The organism is Mesorhizobium dulcispinae (assembly GCF_033977345.1).
GTDB lineage: Bacteria > Pseudomonadota > Alphaproteobacteria > Rhizobiales > Rhizobiaceae > Mesorhizobium > Mesorhizobium dulcispinae.
Genome location: NZ_JAVIIY010000008.1, coordinates 80300 through 97918, shown reverse-complemented (window position 1 = coordinate 97918; position 17619 = coordinate 80300). Strand labels below are relative to the sequence as shown.

The 17619-nt window shown below is 62.7% G+C and carries 16 protein-coding genes and 1 pseudogene; 2 read left to right on the top strand and 15 right to left on the bottom strand.

All coding sequences use genetic code 11. The annotated features are described in order from the left end of the window. Window positions 1-16: 16 nt before the first annotated feature. The 13 genes from nuoF to RFN30_RS18430 form a co-directional block, all read right to left on the bottom strand. Entirely contained in the window at window positions 17-1282 is a 1266-nt protein-coding gene (nuoF, locus tag RFN30_RS18490; RefSeq protein ID WP_320263523.1) for an NADH-quinone oxidoreductase subunit NuoF, read from the bottom strand. A gap of 4 nt (window positions 1283-1286) precedes the next feature. After that, on the bottom strand, window positions 1287-1799 hold the full coding sequence (locus RFN30_RS18485; protein ID WP_320263522.1) for an NADH-quinone oxidoreductase subunit NuoE: 513 nt from the start codon (window positions 1797-1799) through the stop codon (window positions 1287-1289). 16 nt (window positions 1800-1815) lie between these two features. Further along, complete coding sequence (gene nuoD / locus RFN30_RS18480) at window positions 1816-3030, bottom strand: NADH dehydrogenase (quinone) subunit D (RefSeq protein ID WP_320263521.1); 1215 nt, start codon at window positions 3028-3030, stop codon at window positions 1816-1818. Between the two features lies 1 nt (window position 3031). After that, a complete protein-coding gene (locus tag RFN30_RS18475) occupies window positions 3032-3595 on the bottom strand; it encodes an NADH-quinone oxidoreductase subunit C (protein WP_320263520.1) in 564 nt (187 codons plus the stop codon). Further along, window positions 3592-4095: a NuoB/complex I 20 kDa subunit family protein gene (locus RFN30_RS18470; RefSeq protein WP_320263519.1), complete on the bottom strand. Its 504-nt coding sequence runs from the start codon at window positions 4093-4095 to the stop codon at window positions 3592-3594. Before RFN30_RS18470 ends, RFN30_RS18475 begins: the two co-directional genes overlap by 4 nt. Next, window positions 4083-4448 carry an NADH-quinone oxidoreductase subunit A gene (locus tag RFN30_RS18465; protein ID WP_320263518.1) on the bottom strand — a complete coding sequence of 122 codons (366 nt, stop codon included), beginning with the start codon at window positions 4446-4448 and terminating at the stop codon, window positions 4083-4085. Before RFN30_RS18465 ends, RFN30_RS18470 begins: the two co-directional genes overlap by 13 nt. Window positions 4449-4603: 155 nt before the next feature. Further along, complete coding sequence (locus RFN30_RS18460) at window positions 4604-6043, bottom strand: NADH-quinone oxidoreductase subunit N (RefSeq protein WP_320263517.1); 1440 nt, start codon at window positions 6041-6043, stop codon at window positions 4604-4606. Further along, on the bottom strand, window positions 6040-7515 hold the full coding sequence (locus tag RFN30_RS18455) for an NADH-quinone oxidoreductase subunit M (protein WP_320263516.1): 1476 nt from the start codon (window positions 7513-7515) through the stop codon (window positions 6040-6042). Before RFN30_RS18455 ends, RFN30_RS18460 begins: the two co-directional genes overlap by 4 nt. A gap of 9 nt (window positions 7516-7524) precedes the next feature. Continuing rightward, the gene (locus RFN30_RS18450) at window positions 7525-9285 is read right to left on the bottom strand and encodes a Na(+)/H(+) antiporter subunit D (RefSeq protein ID WP_320263515.1); all 1761 of its coding nucleotides are present in this window, start codon (window positions 9283-9285) and stop codon (window positions 7525-7527) included. Then, a complete protein-coding gene (locus RFN30_RS18445; RefSeq protein ID WP_320263514.1) occupies window positions 9278-9532 on the bottom strand; it encodes a hypothetical protein in 255 nt (84 codons plus the stop codon). The genes RFN30_RS18450 and RFN30_RS18445 overlap by 8 nt, the downstream gene beginning before the upstream one ends. Then, the gene (locus tag RFN30_RS18440; protein ID WP_320263513.1) at window positions 9529-10983 is read right to left on the bottom strand and encodes a monovalent cation/H+ antiporter subunit D family protein; all 1455 of its coding nucleotides are present in this window, start codon (window positions 10981-10983) and stop codon (window positions 9529-9531) included. Before RFN30_RS18440 ends, RFN30_RS18445 begins: the two co-directional genes overlap by 4 nt. A 3-nt stretch (window positions 10984-10986) precedes the next feature. After that, complete coding sequence (gene nuoK, locus RFN30_RS18435) at window positions 10987-11289, bottom strand: NADH-quinone oxidoreductase subunit NuoK (RefSeq protein WP_292109789.1); 303 nt, start codon at window positions 11287-11289, stop codon at window positions 10987-10989. Further along, window positions 11289-11789 carry an NADH-quinone oxidoreductase subunit J gene (locus RFN30_RS18430; protein ID WP_320263512.1) on the bottom strand — a complete coding sequence of 167 codons (501 nt, stop codon included), beginning with the start codon at window positions 11787-11789 and terminating at the stop codon, window positions 11289-11291. The genes nuoK and RFN30_RS18430 overlap by 1 nt, the downstream gene beginning before the upstream one ends. Before the next feature lie 386 nt (window positions 11790-12175). On the opposite strand from RFN30_RS18430, the pseudogene RFN30_RS18425 reads away from it, so the two are divergent. Beyond that, window positions 12176-12519, top strand: a pseudogene (locus RFN30_RS18425) (substrate-binding domain-containing protein); the annotation flags it as partial. Beyond that, window positions 12405-12680: a hypothetical protein gene (locus tag RFN30_RS18420; RefSeq protein WP_320263511.1), complete on the top strand. Its 276-nt coding sequence runs from the start codon at window positions 12405-12407 to the stop codon at window positions 12678-12680. The pseudogene RFN30_RS18425 and the gene RFN30_RS18420, both read left to right, overlap by 115 nt. Before the next feature lie 128 nt (window positions 12681-12808). Here RFN30_RS18420 and RFN30_RS18415 read toward each other — a convergent pair whose 3' ends face one another. Together RFN30_RS18415 and RFN30_RS18410 are read right to left on the bottom strand one after the other, a co-directional pair. Then, a complete protein-coding gene (locus tag RFN30_RS18415; protein ID WP_320263510.1) occupies window positions 12809-16012 on the bottom strand; it encodes an efflux RND transporter permease subunit in 3204 nt (1067 codons plus the stop codon). Next, a complete protein-coding gene (locus tag RFN30_RS18410) occupies window positions 16009-17115 on the bottom strand; it encodes an efflux RND transporter periplasmic adaptor subunit (protein ID WP_502572748.1) in 1107 nt (368 codons plus the stop codon). Before RFN30_RS18410 ends, RFN30_RS18415 begins: the two co-directional genes overlap by 4 nt. Window positions 17116-17619 lie beyond the last annotated feature (504 nt).

Below are 17619 nucleotides of genomic sequence, written 5' to 3'. Positions count from 1 at the left end.
TCTCGTTGCGCCCTCCTCAGTGAAACGGGCACCTCCGCTCCTCGATGTGCGTGACGAATTCATCTTCGAAATGGGCCAGTGCCGCCCGCAGGCCCATCGCCGCGCCGTCGCCCAGGGCGCAGAACGTGTTGCCGAAAATGCCTTTGCAGAGCGCCTCCAGCTGTTCCATATCGCCCGGCGCGCCCTGACCCGCCTCGACCCGGCGCAGCACTTTCACGACCCAGTTCAGCCCTTCGCGGCAGGGGGTGCACTTGCCGCAGGACTCGTGGTGGAAGAACTCGATAATCCGGGTGGCGACTTTGACAATGCAGGTCGAGTCGTCGATCACGATCACCCCGGCCGAGCCGAGCATCGAGCCAGCGGCGGCCAGCGAGTCGAAATCCATCCCCACGTCCAGCCCGCGCTCCGGGATCAGCGGCGCCGAAACCCCGCCTGGAATCACCGCCTTGAGCTTGCGCCCCGGCAGCGGCCCGCCGGCGCAGTCCTCGACCAGTTCGCGCAGCGGTATCCCCATCGGCAGCTCGTAAAGGCCCGGCTTCCTCACCTGTCCGCTGAGGCAATAGAGCTTGGGGCCGGGGCTCTTGTCCGGACCGATGCCGCGGAACCAGTCGGCCCCTCGCACCACGATATGCGGGACACAGGCCAGCGTCTCGACATTGTTGATTACGGTCGGGCTGGCGTAGAGCCCCTCGACCGCCGGAAAAGGCGGTTTCAGACGCGGCTGCGCCCGCTTGCCTTCGAGCGAGTCGAGCATCGCGGTCTCCTCGCCGCAGATATAGGCGCCGGCGCCGCAATGGATGTGCACGACGAAGTTGAAATCCGAGCCCAGGATCCGCGTTCCCAGATAACCCTTCGCATGAGCCTCGGCGATCGCCTGCTCAAGCCGCGAGATCGCCAGCGTGTATTCCCCGCGGATGTAGACATAGGCGGTTTCCGCCCCGATCGCGTAGGCGGAGATCGCCATGCCCTCGATCAGTTGGTGCGGATCACGCTCCATTATGATCCGGTCCTTGAAGGTGCCCGGCTCGCCTTCGTCGGCGTTGCAGCACAGGTATTTCGGCTTGCCGGCACGCTTGGGCACGAAGCTCCATTTCATTCCCGTAGGGAATCCGGCTCCGCCGCGACCGCGCAGGTTGGATTTCTTGACGAGGTCGATGATCTCGTCGGGCGTGTGCTCCCGCAGCGCCTTGGCCAGCGCCTTGTAGCCGCCGCCGGCCTCATAAGTCGCGAGCAGATGGCCATCCGGCACGTCCACGTTCTTGAGAAGGACCGGTTCGAACATGGCGCTATTCTCCCGGCGGCCCTGCGGCGGCGAGATCGGCGCCAGTCGGTCGCCGCACCATTGCGCGCAACCTGTCCAGGAGCGCGTCGATTCGCGCGATGTCGAGGTCGCCGTGATAGTCGTCGCCGACCTGCATCACCGGGGCCATCTCGCAAGCACCGAGGCATTCGACGGTCGAAAGCGTGAACAGCCCGTCCGGGGTCGTGCCGCCTTTCTTGATACCGAGCACCTCCTCCAGGTGCCTCAGCAGGTCCTCGGATCGGCGCAGCATGCAGGAGACATTGTCGCAGAGCTGCAGGTGGAAAATGCCGACCGGCTCGGTGTGGAAGAGGGTGTAGAAGGTCGCCAGTTCGTAGACCCAGATACGCTCGACGCCGAGGATGTCGGCGACCTCTTCCAGCACCGGGCCAGGCAGATGGCCATGTTCCCTCTGCGCGATCAGAAGCGCGGGCATGATCGCCGAGCGCTGGTCGGGATATCGCGCCGCCGCCTCTTCGATTTTTTCGCGCAAGGTCATCGTGTCCAATCCCCTGCTACTTGTCCACCTCCGCCATCACGGGGTCGAGGCTGCCGAGCACGGCGATCATGTCCGCCAGATAGCGCGCATTGGTGACTCCGAAGAGCGCCTGAAGGTTGACGAACGAGGGTGACCGCACCTTCATGCGGAACGGTTTCGGCGACCCGTCGCTGATGATGTAGAAGCCGAGCTCGCCCTTTGGCGCCTCGATCACCGAATAAACCTCTCCCTTCGGCACCTTGAAGCCATAGGCCGACAGGTCGAAATGCTGGATCAGCGCCTCCATCGAACAGTGCACCCGGTCCTTGTCCACCGGGAAGGCGATCGTCGGCATGTCGATCTGGAACGGCCCGTCGGGCATCTGGTCGAGGCATTGCTCGATGATCCGGACGCTCTCGCGCATTTCCTCGACCCGGCATCGCCAACGTGCGTAGCAATCGCCCTCTTGCCTGGTGATGACCCTGAAATCGAGCTGGTCGTAAATTTCGTAAGGCTCATCGCGGCGGATATCCCAGTCGACGCCCGAGGCGCGCAGGTTCGGGCCGCTCAGGCCGAGATCGATGCCGTCTTCGGCCGAGATGACACCGATCCCTTGCGTGCGCTTCAGGAACACCCGGTTGCTGTCGAGCAACCGTTCGTAGTCGCGGATCCGGTTCGGGAAGATGTCGCAGAACTCTCGGATCTTGGGGAAGAACCCGTCGGGCAGGTCCTCGCGCACGCCGCCGACCCGGCAGAATGAGGTGTGCATCCGCGCCCCGCTGATCATCTCCAGCAGGTCCATGATCATTTCGCGCTCGCGCATGGCGTAAAGGAGCGCGGTCATCGCGCCGAGGTCCATCGGCAGCGCGCCGGTGATCAGGAGATGGCCGGAAATCCGCGCCAGTTCGGCCATCAGCACGCGGATATATTGCGCGCGGATCGGCGCTTCGATGCCCAGGAGCTTCTCCACCGCGAGCGCGAAGGCCAGGTTGTTCGAGGGTGGGCAGAGGTAGTCGAGCCGGTCGGTCAGCGGAAAGATCTGGGTGTAGGTGAAGCTCTCCGCCAGCTTTTCGGTGCCGCGGTGGAGGTAGCCGATGTGCGGGTCGACACGCTCGACATATTCGCCGTCCAACTCGAGGACGAGGCGCAGCACTCCATGCGTGCTGGGATGCTGCGGCCCGAGGTTGAGAAGCACTTCCCTGGTGTGGGGCGCATCCGATTCAGACCAGCTCAATTCCGTGACTTCGGTCATCTCAAGTCCCCGGTGTGGAGCGGCCTCCCTGCGGAATGTCCTCGGTGGCAAGGTCGGGTTGCGTCGGCGGCGAGCCTTCGGCGCCGAACGGGTTCAGTTTGTCCTTGTAGCCCCGCAGCGGAAAGTCCTTGCGTTGCGGGAAGCCCTGGAACCCTTCCCACATATAAATCCGGCGCAGGTCGGGGTGGCCCTCGAACCTGATCCCGTACATGTCCCAGGCCTCGCGCTCATGCCAGTTGGCGGTGCGCCAGACCCCCGTCACCGACGGGACCCGGGGCGGATCACCGAGGCGGCACTTGACCCGCACGCGCCATTTGTTCGGCAGCGAACAGAGGTGGTACACCGCCTCGTAGCGCGGCATCTCGGGGTAGTGATCGACCCCGCAGATGTCGGACAGGAAGTCGAACCGAAGCACCGGGTGCTCCTTCAGGAACCGGCAAAGCTCGACGATCATGTCAGGCGGAGCGGCGAAAGCGTGAACACCGTGCGAAAAGCCGAGTTCCTTGATTGCCTCCCCGAAACGTTCCGCGACCAGGGTGCGGATGAGGGGTGTCTCCACGCTCATGGCACCGCGACCCGATCCGGAGACGCCCCGGCCAGCGCCCTCGATTTCTTGATCTTCTCCTGAAGCAGAAGGAAGCCGTGCATCAGCGCCTCGGGCCGCGGCGGGCAGCCGGGCACATGCACGTCCACCGGCACGAAGGTCTCCGCGCCCTGCACCACCGCATAGGTGTTGTAGACCCCGCCCGAGATGGCGCAGGTGCCCATGGCGATGACCCAGCGCGGTTCCGGCATCTGGTCATAGAGCCGGCGCACCACGGGCGCGAATTTCCGCGTTATGGTGCCGGCGATGATCATCACATCGGACTGGCGCGGCGAAGGCCGGAACACCACGCCGAAGCGGTCGAGATCGTAGCGTGCACAGCCCGCGGAGATCATCTCGATGGCGCAGCAGGCAATGCCGAAGGTTTCGGGCCACAGCGCCGACCTTCGGCTCCAGCTGATCAGGCTGTCGGCGGTGGTGAACAGCACGCTGTCGCGGATCGCGTTGTTTACACTTCCCATTCCAGCGCCCCCTTTAGCCAGGCGTAGGCGAAGCCCACGAGAAGCAGCAATATGAAGACGAACATCTCGACATAACCAACCAGCCCGATCTCTTTCAGGACAACGGCCCACGGAAAGAGGAACATCGTCTCGACGTCGAAGACCACAAACAGGATCGCGATGATGAAGAACTGCACCCTGAAGCGGCCCCCGGCGGCTTCGCCCGCCGGGTCCATGCCGCATTCATAGGGCATGTTCTTCGCGGGATAGGGATTGGATGGGCGCAGGAGCGAGGAGACAAAAAGCGTAGCTATCGCCACCAGAACAATTCCGGCGACCATGAAAAGTACCGGCAGGAACTCCATTCCGGTCACGTCGCACAGCCCCGGTCATCCGCCGAGGGCTTTACTCAAGCCGCCACCGACGCCTTTGGGATCGGTGATGCGGGCGCCCTTTGGAAGCGACTAGGGCATTCCTTTCTAGTACCCTCAGAGTATTCCGTCGGTCGGATCATTGCAAATCCAATCGATCAGCCGCCAATCGCGGCATGTTGAGCAAGCTTCAGAAACCACGCCGGAAACAGGCCGATGCCGATGGTGCCGGCTGCGGTGAGGGCGAGTGTGGCGCCGACCGAGGGCGTCAGCGCGGGGACGAACGCGCCTTCAGGCTCGCGCATGTAGATCACCATCACGATACGGATGTAAAAGTAGGCGGCAACGGCGCTCAACAGCACCGCGATCACCGCCAGCATGACGAAGCCTCGCTCGACGAGCGCGACCAGCACGTAGAATTTGGCGAAGAACCCGGCTGTCGGCGGAATGCCGGCCAACGAGAACAGATAGAGCAGCATCAGAAGCGCCAGCCCGCGATGGGACTTGGCGAAACCAGCGTAGTGCTCGATGACCTCGCCCGAGAAATCGCCGTTCCGCATCATGATGACGATGCCGAAGATGCCGAGGTTCATGAACGCATAGATCAGCAAATAGAGCATCACACTGGCGACCCCGTCCGCACCGCCGGCCGCCACGCCGAACATGGCGAACCCGGCATGGGCGATGCTGGAATAGGCCAGGAGGCGCTTGAAATTGTCCTGCACCAGCGCCACGAAACTGCCGAGTGCCATTGTCACTGCCGCAATGACTGCGACAATGATCCAGACATTCGAGGCAGCGACCAGCGGGTTGAGGAACACCCGCAGGATCACAGCGAACCCCGCTGCCTTGGGCCCCACCGACATGAAGGCGGTGATCGTCGTCGGCGCGCCTTCATAGACGTCCGGCACCCACATATGGAACGGCACAGCGCCGACCTTGAATACAAGCCCCGCGACGATAAAGACCACCGCGAGGAGCAATCCGGGATCGAGCGGGTTTCCGGTCACCGCCGTAGCCATCTTGTCCAACTGCGTCGTGCCGGTGAGCCCGTAGACCAGCGAAACGCCGTAGAGGAAAATTGCGGTCGAGACCCCGCCAAGGATCACGTATTTCAGCGCCGCTTCGTTCGACCGCTGCTGCTGCCGCAGGAAACCGGTCAGCACATAGGTGCAGAGCACCATCAGTTCGAGGCCCACATAGATCGACAGGAGGTCGATCGCCGAGGCCATGATCATCATTCCCGAAAGCGCCAAGAGGAGCAGTACATAATATTCACTGCGCCCGATCGCTTCGATCTCGGTATATTTTTGCGACAGAAGGAATGTCAGAACTGTAGCTAGGTAGAACACGACCTTGAAGAAGACCGCGAAGCGATCGGCGATGAACATGCCCGAGTAAGCCGATCGCACCTCGCCAGCCAGCATGAGTGTCCCCGAAGCGGCCATCAGCACGACCGCGACTGAAGCCCAGACAAGGAAATGTTCCTGCCCCTTGCGCACAAGCTGCCCCAGGATCAGCAGGATGCAGGCCCCGGTAATCACGACAATCTCGGGCAGGCTTGCTAGAATCGACTGGAAAAGCACGGCGGCGGTCATTGGGCATCCCCCTTGCCGTGCACCTGCGCCAGAAGATGCTTCACCGAGGCGTCGATGATTTCGAGAAAGGGCTTCGGATAGAGTCCGATCCAAACAACGAAGACGGCTAGCGGCAGGATCGCCGCTATCTCGCGGGCGTTCACGTCGCGGATCTTGAACCGCATGCCGATGCTGGCCGGACCAAGCGCGACCTTCCTATACATGCCAAGCAGATAGGCTGCCCCCAGCAAGGCTCCCAGAACGGCGGCGGCGCCGACAGCGAGATTGGCTGCGAACGCGCCTGACAGCACCAGCAACTCGCCCACGAACGAATTCGTTCCCGGCAGCGCCATCGACGACAGGGCGAATAGTGCAAGAAACGCCGTATAGACCGGCGCCGCCTTCATCAGGCCGCCATAATCCGCGATGCTGCGGGTATGGGTCCGCTCGTAGATAAGGCCCACGAACAGGAATAGCGCACCCGTCGTCACGCCATGATTGAACATCTGCAGGATGCCGCCCTCGAGCCCACGCAGGTTCAGCGTGAAAATTCCCAGCGTCACCAGGCCCATGTGGCTGATGCTGGAATAGGCCACCAGCTTCTTCAGGTCGTCCTGCGCCAGGGCGAGCAACCCGCCATAGACGATGGCAACCGCCGAAAGAACCAGCATCAGCGTCGAATAATGCACCGTCGCTTCGGGCAGCATTGGCAGCGAGAACCGCAGGAACCCGTAGGCGCCCATCTTCAGGAGCACGGCGGCGAGGATGATGCTGCCGGCCGTTGGTGCCTGCACATGGGCATCCGGGAGCCAGGTATGGACCGGGACCATCGGCACCTTGACCGCGAAGGCGATCAGGAAGGCGAAGAACAGCCACGACTGGACCTGGAACGGCAAATGCTGCGCCATCAAGGTGCGGATGTCGAAGGTCTCGCCACCGTGGAAATAGAGCACGATGACACCGATCAGGAACATGAGGCTGCCTGCCAGCGTGTAGAGGAAGAACTTGAACGCCGCATAGATCCGGCCGTCGCCACCCCAGACGCCGATGATGACGTACATCGGAATCAGCATCGCCTCCCAGAAGACGTAGAACAGGAACAGGTCCAGCGCGCAGAACACGCCCAGCATCAGCGCTTGCATGGCCAGCAGGCTGACCATGAACTCCTTTACCTTGCGGTCAATCGCAACCCACGAGGCAAGCACGCAGATCCAGCCCAGCAGCGCGGTCAGGAACACGAAGGGCGCGCTGATCCCGTCGACGCCAAGTGCGTAAGTGATCCCTAGCGCGGGCACCCACCGGCGTATCTCGGTGAACTGCATCTCGTGGGTAGAGGTGTCAAAGCCGCCAAGCATGGCGATGCAAAGCGCGAAGTCGAGGACAGTGACGCCCAGTGCCGTCCACCGCACAACATCGTCGTTGCGGACAAACATCAATGCTGTCGCCCCGACGGCTGGCGTGAAGACGATGAGGCTAAGCAGAGGCATCGCCATCGCGCTGCCCTACCGCCACGCCACAGCGAATATGGCGATAGCCGCGATCACACCGGCGACCATCGCCAGCGCATAGTGGGTCACGACGCCGCTCTGGAGCCGCCGCAGCGCCAGGCCGCCGCGCAGGATCGAGCGGGCGACGCCGTTCACGAAGGCGTCCACGCCGTGGAGGTCGATCCGCAGTCCTGCCCGTGCCATCCCATGCAGAAAGGGCAGCGCCGCGGTCTCGGACACGTCACTCACCGCCTTCTCGTAGCGCGCGAGCGGTTTTTCGGCGAGCCACATGAAGCGCCGCGCGCCCATGCGGTAGAACCAGTCGGTGTCGATGCTGATCGTATTCTCGGGGTCGAGCGCCCGGAGGAAGATGACGAAGCCCAAGGCCGTGAACATCAGCACGCCGAGGCTCTCGGTGACATGGACGCCGGTGTAGGGTTGGAAGTCGACCGGATGTGGCAGAAGCGCGTAGAGCGTGTGGGGAAACACCCCAATCGCAATGCAGAGTACTGCCGCCATGCCCATCGCAACCAGCATGTTGTGCGGCGGTTCTCGCGCTTCCAGCCCTTGGTCCGCACCGAAGAACATGTAGTACGGGAGCTTGAGCCCGGTGTGCAGGAACGTGCCTGACGACGCCATCGTCAGCGCCAGCACCACCAGCGCGCGATGATCCTGCGCGGCGGCGGCCACCACCATCGACTTGGTGACGAAGCCCGAGAAGAACGGGAATGCCGAGATCGCAAAGGCGCCAATCATATAGAGCGCAAGGGTTACCGGCATGGTTCTATAGAGCCCTCCGAGCTCGGTGAGCTTGCGCCGTCCGGTGACGTGAATCACCGCCCCCGCGCCCATGAAGAGGAGCGCCTTGTAGAGGATATGCGCGAAGGCATGGCTGACGGCGCCGTTCACCGCCATCTCGGTCCCGATGCCGATGCCCGCCACCATGTAGCCGACCTGGCTGACGATGTGATAGGCAAGGAGCCGTCGGCAATCGTTCTCCAGCACCGCGTAGATAACGCCGTAAAGCGCCATCACAGTGCCGAGCCAGACGAGAAGATCGGTCCCCGGAAACGCCCGCGCCAGCACATAGACGGCGGTCTTCGTGGTGAAGGCGCTCATGAATACGGCCCCGGTGACGGTTGCTTCCGGGTAGGCGTCGGTCAGCCAGGCGTTGAGCGGCGGCACCGCGGCGTTGAGCAGGAACCCGGCAAGGATCAGGCAAGTGGCGAAGCCCAGCCCGCCCTCGATCGGGCCGATGAGCAGCGAACCCGTGGCGAACCCATGGAGAACGATGCCGCCGAGCAGGGCAACGCTGCCGGTGATGTGGACCATGAGGTAGCGGAACCCTGCGCGGAATGCCTGCCCGCTGCGCTGGGCAAAGACCAGGTAGGCGGAGGCAAACGTCATACCTTCCCAGAAAAGGAAGAGGGTCAGGTAGTCGCCGGCGAACACGACTCCGAGCGCGCTGCCGACGTAGACGAACGCCGCGACATGCTGTCCCGCACGCGTCAGGTGCAACGCATAGACCGTGCCGATCAACGCCATGATGCTGAAAACAGTGGCGAAGAGGATGCTTAGCTTGTCGACTTTCGCAACAATGATTTGCTGCCCGATGAACTGCGCAGTGCCGTAGGCGCCAGGATGCATCGTCAGCACGGCCAGGATCGCCAGCGTCGGGATCAGCAGCACATAGGCCTTGCGGACGGACCCTTTGAGGAATGGAATCGGAAGAGCGCCGAGAATGAACAGTAGTCCTGGATGGACGAAGTCAGTCATAATAGTCCTCGCGCCGCATCAGCCCGCACTGATGGCCAAGAAACTTGGACACGAAGATCAGAAGCACGCAGGAGCCGAAGCCGTAGACGGCAGACCAGCCAGGCAGCCGCTCCCACAGGTATTCGGCGTGTTCGCGGAAGACCAGAAAGTCGGCGACGACGATCAGGACGAGCACCAGATAGAATAGCCGGCGACGCTTTCTCGCATGTCTCTCATCGCCAAAGAAATCGACGACGCGCCTGATCATCTGACGACTCTTTCCGCCAGGGCGAGGAAATAGTCCGGGAAGATGCCCATCGCCACCGACAGGATGGCGGTCGCGACAAGCGGGATCGTCAACATCGGAATTTCACGAACGGTCGCCGGGCTCTCCTGCGCCTCCGTCCCGAAGAAAGCGGCATAGCTGACCGGGAGGAAATAGGCGGCGTTCAGGACCGAACTTATCAAGAGCACGATTAGGAACGGGGTCTCCCCGGCCTCCACCGAGCCGAGCGCCAGATACCACTTGCTGATGAAGCCCGCAGCCGGCGGCACCCCGATCATGCTGAGCGAGCCGACGAAGAACGCCCCCATCGTCCAGGGCAGCCTGCGGCCGATGCCGGCCATGTCGCTGATGTTGCGCTTGCCGGACGCGCAATAGATCGAGCCTGCGCAGAAAAACAGCGTGATTTTCGAGAATGCATGCGCCGCGATGTGGATGATCCCACCAACCATCGCGACGGGCGACAGCAGAACCGCGCCCAGCACGACGTAGGAGAGCTGGCTGACCGTCGAATAGGCGAGCCGTGCCTTCAGGTCGTCCCGCGTCAGGGCGTAGATGGACGCCATCAGGATCGTGAACGAGACTACATAGGCCGTGGCGATTCCGAGCCCCAGCCCACCCACCAGCCCTGCGCCGAAGACATGGAACACGACGCGCAGCACGCAGAAAACACCCATCTTGACGACGGCCACCGCATGCAAGAGCGCGCTAACCGGTGTCGGCGCCACCATCGCGGCAGGCAGCCAGGCGTGCATCGGCATCACCGCGGCCTTGGCGAAGCCGAAGAGGTAGCAGAAATAGACGACGGTCAGCAGCGGCGCCGAGGCGTTGACTCCCGCCAGCAGCCCCCCCGGCACAAAGTCGAGCGACCCTGCAATATTGTAGGTCAACGCCAGCGCAGCCAGAAGCACGCTTTTCGATGCGCCCATCAAATAGACGAGGTATTTGCGGCTGCCCGTCCATCCCTCCTCGTCCTCGTGGTGGTAGACAAGCGGATAGGTGACGAGGCTCAGCACCTCGTAGAAGATCACCAACGTGAACAGGTTGGCGGCGAAGGCGCCCCCGGCGGCTGCCGCGAGGCTGGCAGCGAAGCAGGCGAAGAACCGGGTCTGCGCATGCTCATTCAAGTGCCGCATGTAGCCTATGGAATAGATCGAAGCCACGATCCACAGCAGCGAAGATACGGTGGCAAACACCATGCCGAGCGCATCGACACGGAAAGCGAAGTCGATCCCCGGCAGAATCTCGAACAGGCGCAAATCGACTGTCCCGCCTGCCAGCACCGTGGGTGCCATTGAGGCGACGATTGCGAACATGGCGATCGCTGCCAACGGCGAGACGACATCGCGGAGCTTCGCGCGCTTGTTCAGAAGGAGCACTGCCAGGGCCGCCACAACTGCGACGGCTACGGCAAGCAGCGGCCGGATCGATATCACCGGCTATCCTTTCATCATGGTCACTTCGTCGACCTTGAGGGTGGACTTGTTCCTCGCGAGGGCGACCAGGATTCCCAGGGCGACGGCAACCTCCGCCGCAGTGATCGCGATGACGAAGATTGCGAAAATCTGCCCGCGGAAGTCGTCGTAGTAATGCCCGAAAGCGATGAAATTGATATTGACCGAGTTGAGCAGCAGTTCCAGCGACATCAGCACGACCAGGATATTGCGTCTGAGCAGCACGCCCGCCGCACCGATCACGAACAGGACCACTCCGAGCACGACATACCACCACAGCGGCACCATCACTGCGGTTCCTTCCGCGCCAGCACGATAGCGCCTACCAGGGCTGCCAGCAGGATGACGGAGGCGACTTCAAACGGCAGGAGATAGTCGGCGAAAAGTGTCGCGCTGAGCTGCCTGACCTCACCGCCGGTGCGCATTGCGACGGGTTGCGCGATCGCAAAGCGCTCGCTCCTGAGCACCAGCACAAGCATCTCGACCCCGAGCACGACGAGCAGCACCAGGACCGGCAGATTGCTGCCGGGCAAGAACCGCTGCAGCACCGCTTCGCGCACGTCGATCATCATGATCACGAACAGGAACAAGACCATGATCGCGCCGACATAGACGAAAATCTGGATGACCGCGAGCAGCGGCGCCTCGAGCAAGACGAAGATCGCCGATACTTGCAGGAAACACGCCATCAGCGCCAATGCGCTGTGAACAGGATTACGCGCCAGGACCAAGGTCAGGGCCGTGACCACGGACGCCACGGCAAACAGAAGAAAGAACCCCTGATCCATCGACGCCGCTCCTCCGACCCGAACTGTCACTCGGCGCGACAGGGCCGGACTTGAGATAGCTGGCCCCTTCCGTTCACAAATTGTGCCCTAGTCTCGGATTTTTCTCAAGATTATCGTGGTTTAGTGCTGCGCTAAACTCACTACTCATATTTGAGAGAGAGGCGCACTTCTCGGAAAGCCTGCCGATCCGTGACAGGTTAGGCTCGGTTGAAGCGAGGCTTTCAGGCGGCACGGAAAGGGCGGCAGACGAGGACGCCGGTACCGATCCCGGAGACGAATTCGCTGCCGAGGCCGTCGCGTGCGGCCTAAGGAGCATATCCTTCGGTTCATAGCTGAAGTCACCATCATATCTCGCGCGAAGTTCCTGACTCAATTCGATGCTTACGCGGAGGATGGCCTGCTTGAACCAGATCGTGCAGGACCCCACGATCGATGGGCTGATCATGACAACGCCCCGGTCGGCGCTTATAACGACATCGTCAAGGCCGCCGAGGCCAAGGGCATACCGGTAGCCACGACCAATTCCCTCGACGGCACGATCCTCGACCGCAGCGGCATCAGCCACACCGGCCAGGACGCCTCCGCCGCGGCGATCGCCGGTGAAGCACTCGTCAAGTGCCTGGCCGACAAGGGGATCGAGAAGGGCTCGATCGTTCTCCCGTCTTCGACCGCAATGGGCAACATCGAGGTAAACAATCGCGTCACCTCGGCCTTCAACGCGGTCGTGCGAGCGCACTGATCTCACCAAATCATATCCGCAGTACTCTTGCACAGCTCGCAAGAGCGGAGATCAAAGGGCGCCGCAACCAGCAGCAGATCACATTTTTCAAAGCTGTCGGCTCGGGCCTGGCGGACCTCGTCGCGGCCAAATTGGTGTTTGCCTCGCTCTGAAGGTCCGGTTCTAACATTCCGAAACTAGAAGCCGACGGTCAGCTCTCGACCCATTTTGGCCGTAGAGATCAGCTGCCGCGTCCTGAAAGCAGACATCGCAAGCGAGGACTCCGGAGGTCGCGGTTGCGCTACTCGGCAGCCGTCTCCGATGGCGCCTCTGCCGGCCCCGAAGCCCCGGCCTCAGCACGTGGCTTGCGCCGTGAAAACAGCGATCTAAGCGTGACGTAGCACACCGGCGTCAGGAACAGGCCGACGAAGGTGACGCCGAGCATGCCGGAGAACACCGCGGTGCCGAGCGACTGGCGCATTTCTGCGCCCGGGCCCGTTGCGATCATCAGCGGCACGACGCCGAGGATGAACGCGAAGGCGGTCATCAGGATCGGCCGCAGCCTGAGCCGGCAGGCTTCGACGGCAGCCTCGGCGGCCGACAGGCCGCGTTCCTGCGCCTGCCGCGCGAATTCGACGATCAGGATCGCGTTCTTGGCGGCAAGCCCGATCAGCACGATGAGGCCGATCTGCACGAGGATGTTGTTGTCCAGCCCTCGGAAAGTCACGCCGAGCAACGCCGCGAGCACGCCGAGCGGCACCACCAGCACGATGGCGAACGGCAGCACCCAGCTTTCATATTGCGCCGCCAGCGCCAGGAAGACGAACAGCACCGATAGTCCGAAGATATAGACAGCGGCATTGCCGGTGTTGCGCTCCTGATAGGCGAGCTCGGTCCATTCATAGGAGGTACCGGCCGGCAGCGTCTTTGCCGTGATTCCTTCCATCAATGCCAGCGCGTCGCCCGTGGAAACGCCCGGCGCGGCGTTGCCCTGCAGCGGCACCGAGACGTACATGTTGTAACGCTGGACCAGCGCCGGGCCGGTGACGTCGCGGATCTCGATCAGCGTGCCGAGCGGAACCAGCGCGCCGGTCGCCGACCGCACCTTCAGTTTCAAGATGTCGGCGCGATCGAGGCGGAACGCCTGATCGGCCTGCGCCCGTACCTGGTAGACGCGCCCGAAAGCGTTGAAGTCGTTGACGTAGGCGGTGCCCAAATTGATCGACAGGGTCTCGAAGATGTTGGGGATAGGCACGTTCAGGATGCGCGCCTTGTCGCGATCGATCGCCAGGAAGAATTGCGGGCTCGACGCGGAGAACGTGGTGAACACGCCTGTCAGCCCCGGCGTCTTGTTGGCCTTGCCGGCGATTTCGTAGGCAAGCGCCAGGATCTGCCGCATGTCGGCGCTGTTGCGCTCCTGAATCTGCAGCTTGAAACCGCCGGCATTGCCGACGCCGCGGATCGGCGGCGGCGGCAGTGCGATAATGAAGGCTTCCTTGATGCTTTGCAGGCTGCCGAACAGGTTGCCGATGACCTTGGTCGCCGACTGGCCGGCCTTCAGCCGCTCGTCAAACGGCTTGAACCTGGCGAAAATCACGCCAGCGTTGCTGGCATTGGTGAAGGTCGCGCCCGAGAAGCCGGCGAAGGCGACTGCGTAGTCGACACCAGGCGTTTTCTGGATGATCTGCGACGCCTGCTGGATGACCGCATCGGTCCTCGACAGCGAGGCGCCGTCCGGCAACTGGACCACGACGATCGCATATCCCTGATCGAGCGACGGAATGAAACCGCGCGGCACCGTCTGCACCATGTAGACCGTCGCGTAGATGAGGGCCGCGAAAACGGCCAGCATGGCGGTGATCGCTAACCACGAGCCGACCAGCACGCGGACGATGCTCGAATACCAATGGGCGACCCTGTCGAAGCCGCGATTGAAGCCGTCGGCGAGCGCCCGTCCGAACCGCGCCAGGAAAAAGCGCGGTGGCGCCGCCGTGGCGTGGTGCGGCTTGAACAGCAGTGCCGCCAGCGCTGGCGAAAGCGTCAGCGAATTGAATGCCGAGATGGCTGTCGACACCGCGATGGTGATCGCAAACTGCAGGTAGAACTGCCCTGAAATGCCGGGGATGAAGGCTGTCGGTACGAACACGGCTATCAGCACCAGCGAGATCGCGATGACTGCCGTTCCGACTTCGTCCATGGTCAGGTGCGACGCAGGATTGGGCGCCAGCCCACTGGCGATATTGCGCTCGACGTTCTCGACCACGACGATCGCATCGTCGACGACGATGCCGATCGCCAGAACGAGGCCGAACAGCGTCAGCATGTTGAGCGAGAAGCCGGCGGCGTAAAGCACCGCCAGCGTGCCGATCAGCGACACGGGGATCGCCACAATCGGCACGATCGCCATGCGCCCCGATTGCAGGAAGACGATGATGACGATGATGACCAGCAGCATCGCCTCGAGGATCGTCTTGTAGACCTCCTGGATCGACTCGGCGACGAACTCGGTCGGATTGTAGACGATGTCGTAGCTCAACCCCTTCGGGAAGTCGCGGGAAAGCTCCTTCATCTTGTCTTGGATCTCCGCGGCTGCGGCGAGCGCATTGGTGCCCGGCCGCTGGAAGATGGCGAGCGCCACCGCCGGTTTGCCGTTGAGATAGGAGTTGGTGACATACTCCTTGGCGCCGAGCTCGATGCGCGCCACATCCTGCAGCGAGATCAGCCGGCCGTCGTCGGTCGATTTGACGATCACGTATCGGAAGTCGCGGGCGTCGTTGAAGCGGCCTTGCGTGGTGACCGTGTACTGGAACGCCGTGCCGGTGCCGGTCGGCGGCGCGCCGATCGAGCCCCCCGACACTTGGACGTTCTGGTCGCGCAGCGCCTGCACCACATCGCCCGAGGTCATCCCCAGGGCGGACAGTTTTTCCGGATCGAGCCAAATGCGCAGCGAATATTCGCGTTCGCCGAAGATGATGAGATCGCCGACGCCGTCGAGTCTGAGCAGTATGTCGCGCACCCGCGAGCGGGCGTAGTTCGAGACATAGAGCTGGTCGTAGGTATTGTCGGGCGACAGCATGTGCACGACCATCATCAGGTCGGGCGAGCTCTTGGTGGTGGTGATGCCGAGGCGGCGGACTTCTTCGGGCAGGCGCGGCTCGGCGACCGACACGCGGTTCTGCACAAGCACCTGCGCCTTGTCGAGATCGGTGCCCAGCTTGAAAGTGATGGTCAGCGCCATCGATCCGTCGCCTGATGAATAGGACGACATGTAGAGCATGCCCTCGACGCCATTGATCTCCTGCTCGATCGGCGTTGCCACCGTCGCTGCGACCGTCTCGGCGTCGGCGCCCGGATACTGCGCGCGAACGACGATGGTCGGTGGCGCGATCTCGGGATATTGCGCGACCGGCAGCTGGGTATAAGCAATCCCGCCGAGGACCAGCAGGACGATCGAAACGACCGATGCGAAGATTGGGCGGTCGACGAAGAAATGTGCGAACCTCATTGCTGCAACCCGGCGGTCTCGGTCTTGGGCGGCAACGTCGCCATCTCGACCTTAACCTTGGTGCCGGGCCTGGCGTGCATCAGCCCGTTGACGATGATCGTCTCGCCGCCAGTCAGGCCCGATCGGATCACCCGGTAGCCGTCGAGAAGCGGGCCGGTGCGCACGGGCTTCGCCGACACCATCCCGGCCTCATCCACCAGGAACACGATGCGTCGATCCTGATCGGCGCCGATCGCCTCGTCGGGCACCAGCACGCCGCTATGCGGCAGCGATCCCGGCACGTTGATGCGCCCGAACATACCTGGCTGGAGAATGCCGTCGGCGTTGGGAAACTTCGCACGCACCCGCATGGTGCCGGTCGCGTTGTCGATCCGGTTCTCGGCAAAATCGAGCTTGCCTTTGAATACCGCCTCCGCGCGGTCGGCGACACGAACCTCCACATCGAGCCCGCCGGCGCCTTCCTGCATGCTGCCGCCACGCGCCTTCGCGTCGCGGGCGTAGCTGAAATACAGGCGCTCATCGACGTCGAAATAGAAGTCGATCGGGTCGCGCGTGACGATGGTCGTCAGCAAGGTGGAATCCGGCTGCACGAGGTTGCCGACCGACACCAGCCGGCGGTCGATGCGGCCGGACAAGGGCGCCTTGATCTCGGTGAATTCCATGTTCAGGCTGGCCGTCGTCAGCGCAGCCGTCGCGCCCTGCATCTGCGCCTGCGCCGAAAGGTATTCCCGCCGGCGGTCGTCGACCGTCGCGGTTGAGATATTGCCGGTCCTGGCGAGTTCGTCGGCGCGATCCAGCTGCATCTTGGAGAATTCGAGCAGACTCTTGGCGACGTCCACTTGCGATTTGGCGGCATCATAAGCCGCCTGGTACGGACGCTGATCGATGGTGAAGAGCAGGTCGCCCTTGTTGACCAGTGCGCCGTCCTGGAAGCTGACCTTGTCAAGGTAGCCGCTGACGCGCGAACGGATGGCGACCTGGTCGACGGCTTCGAAGCGCCCGACGAACTCGTCGTCTTCGACGATTTCACGCACCACCGGCTTGGCCGCCGTCACCACGGGTAGCTGCTGGTCCTGCGCAAACGCAGTGGTGCTGAAAGCCATGCCGAGCAGGAATGCCACCGACATCGCGACGCGGGCAAGCCAGCCGGCCGATCGACGGGATCGCCCGCCCGCGTCGCGATGCAATTGCCCATTCCCTGGGGTGTCCATTTGCGTCCCCGCTCGCTGGACCCGGAGGTCGGTTGATCCGCTTCTACGCTCAGGCTTGTCGTCGAGATCAGAGCACTGCAGTGTTGTGCATGGCAACATGATCATTTTCCATGTGGGCTGAAATGTCCACCCTGTGGCTGCCCCGCCACTCGTCCTCGTTGCCGCCAAGATGGGCGCCAGCGGAATGGCACCTTTCTGGCTAGTTCGTCCCAGAACCGGACCGGCCGCTTCCGGCCCCTTTCGGTCATTCACTAGGAGAGCTACCTGCGGTTACATCGATATGTCGAGCCAGCAATTAATCTCGTTCATCGTCTTGAGGTTCAGACCATACGAGAGAATACGAAGGAAACGGGTTGGCGAACCATCCGCTAACGTATTGATTTCCTGTAGAAAAAG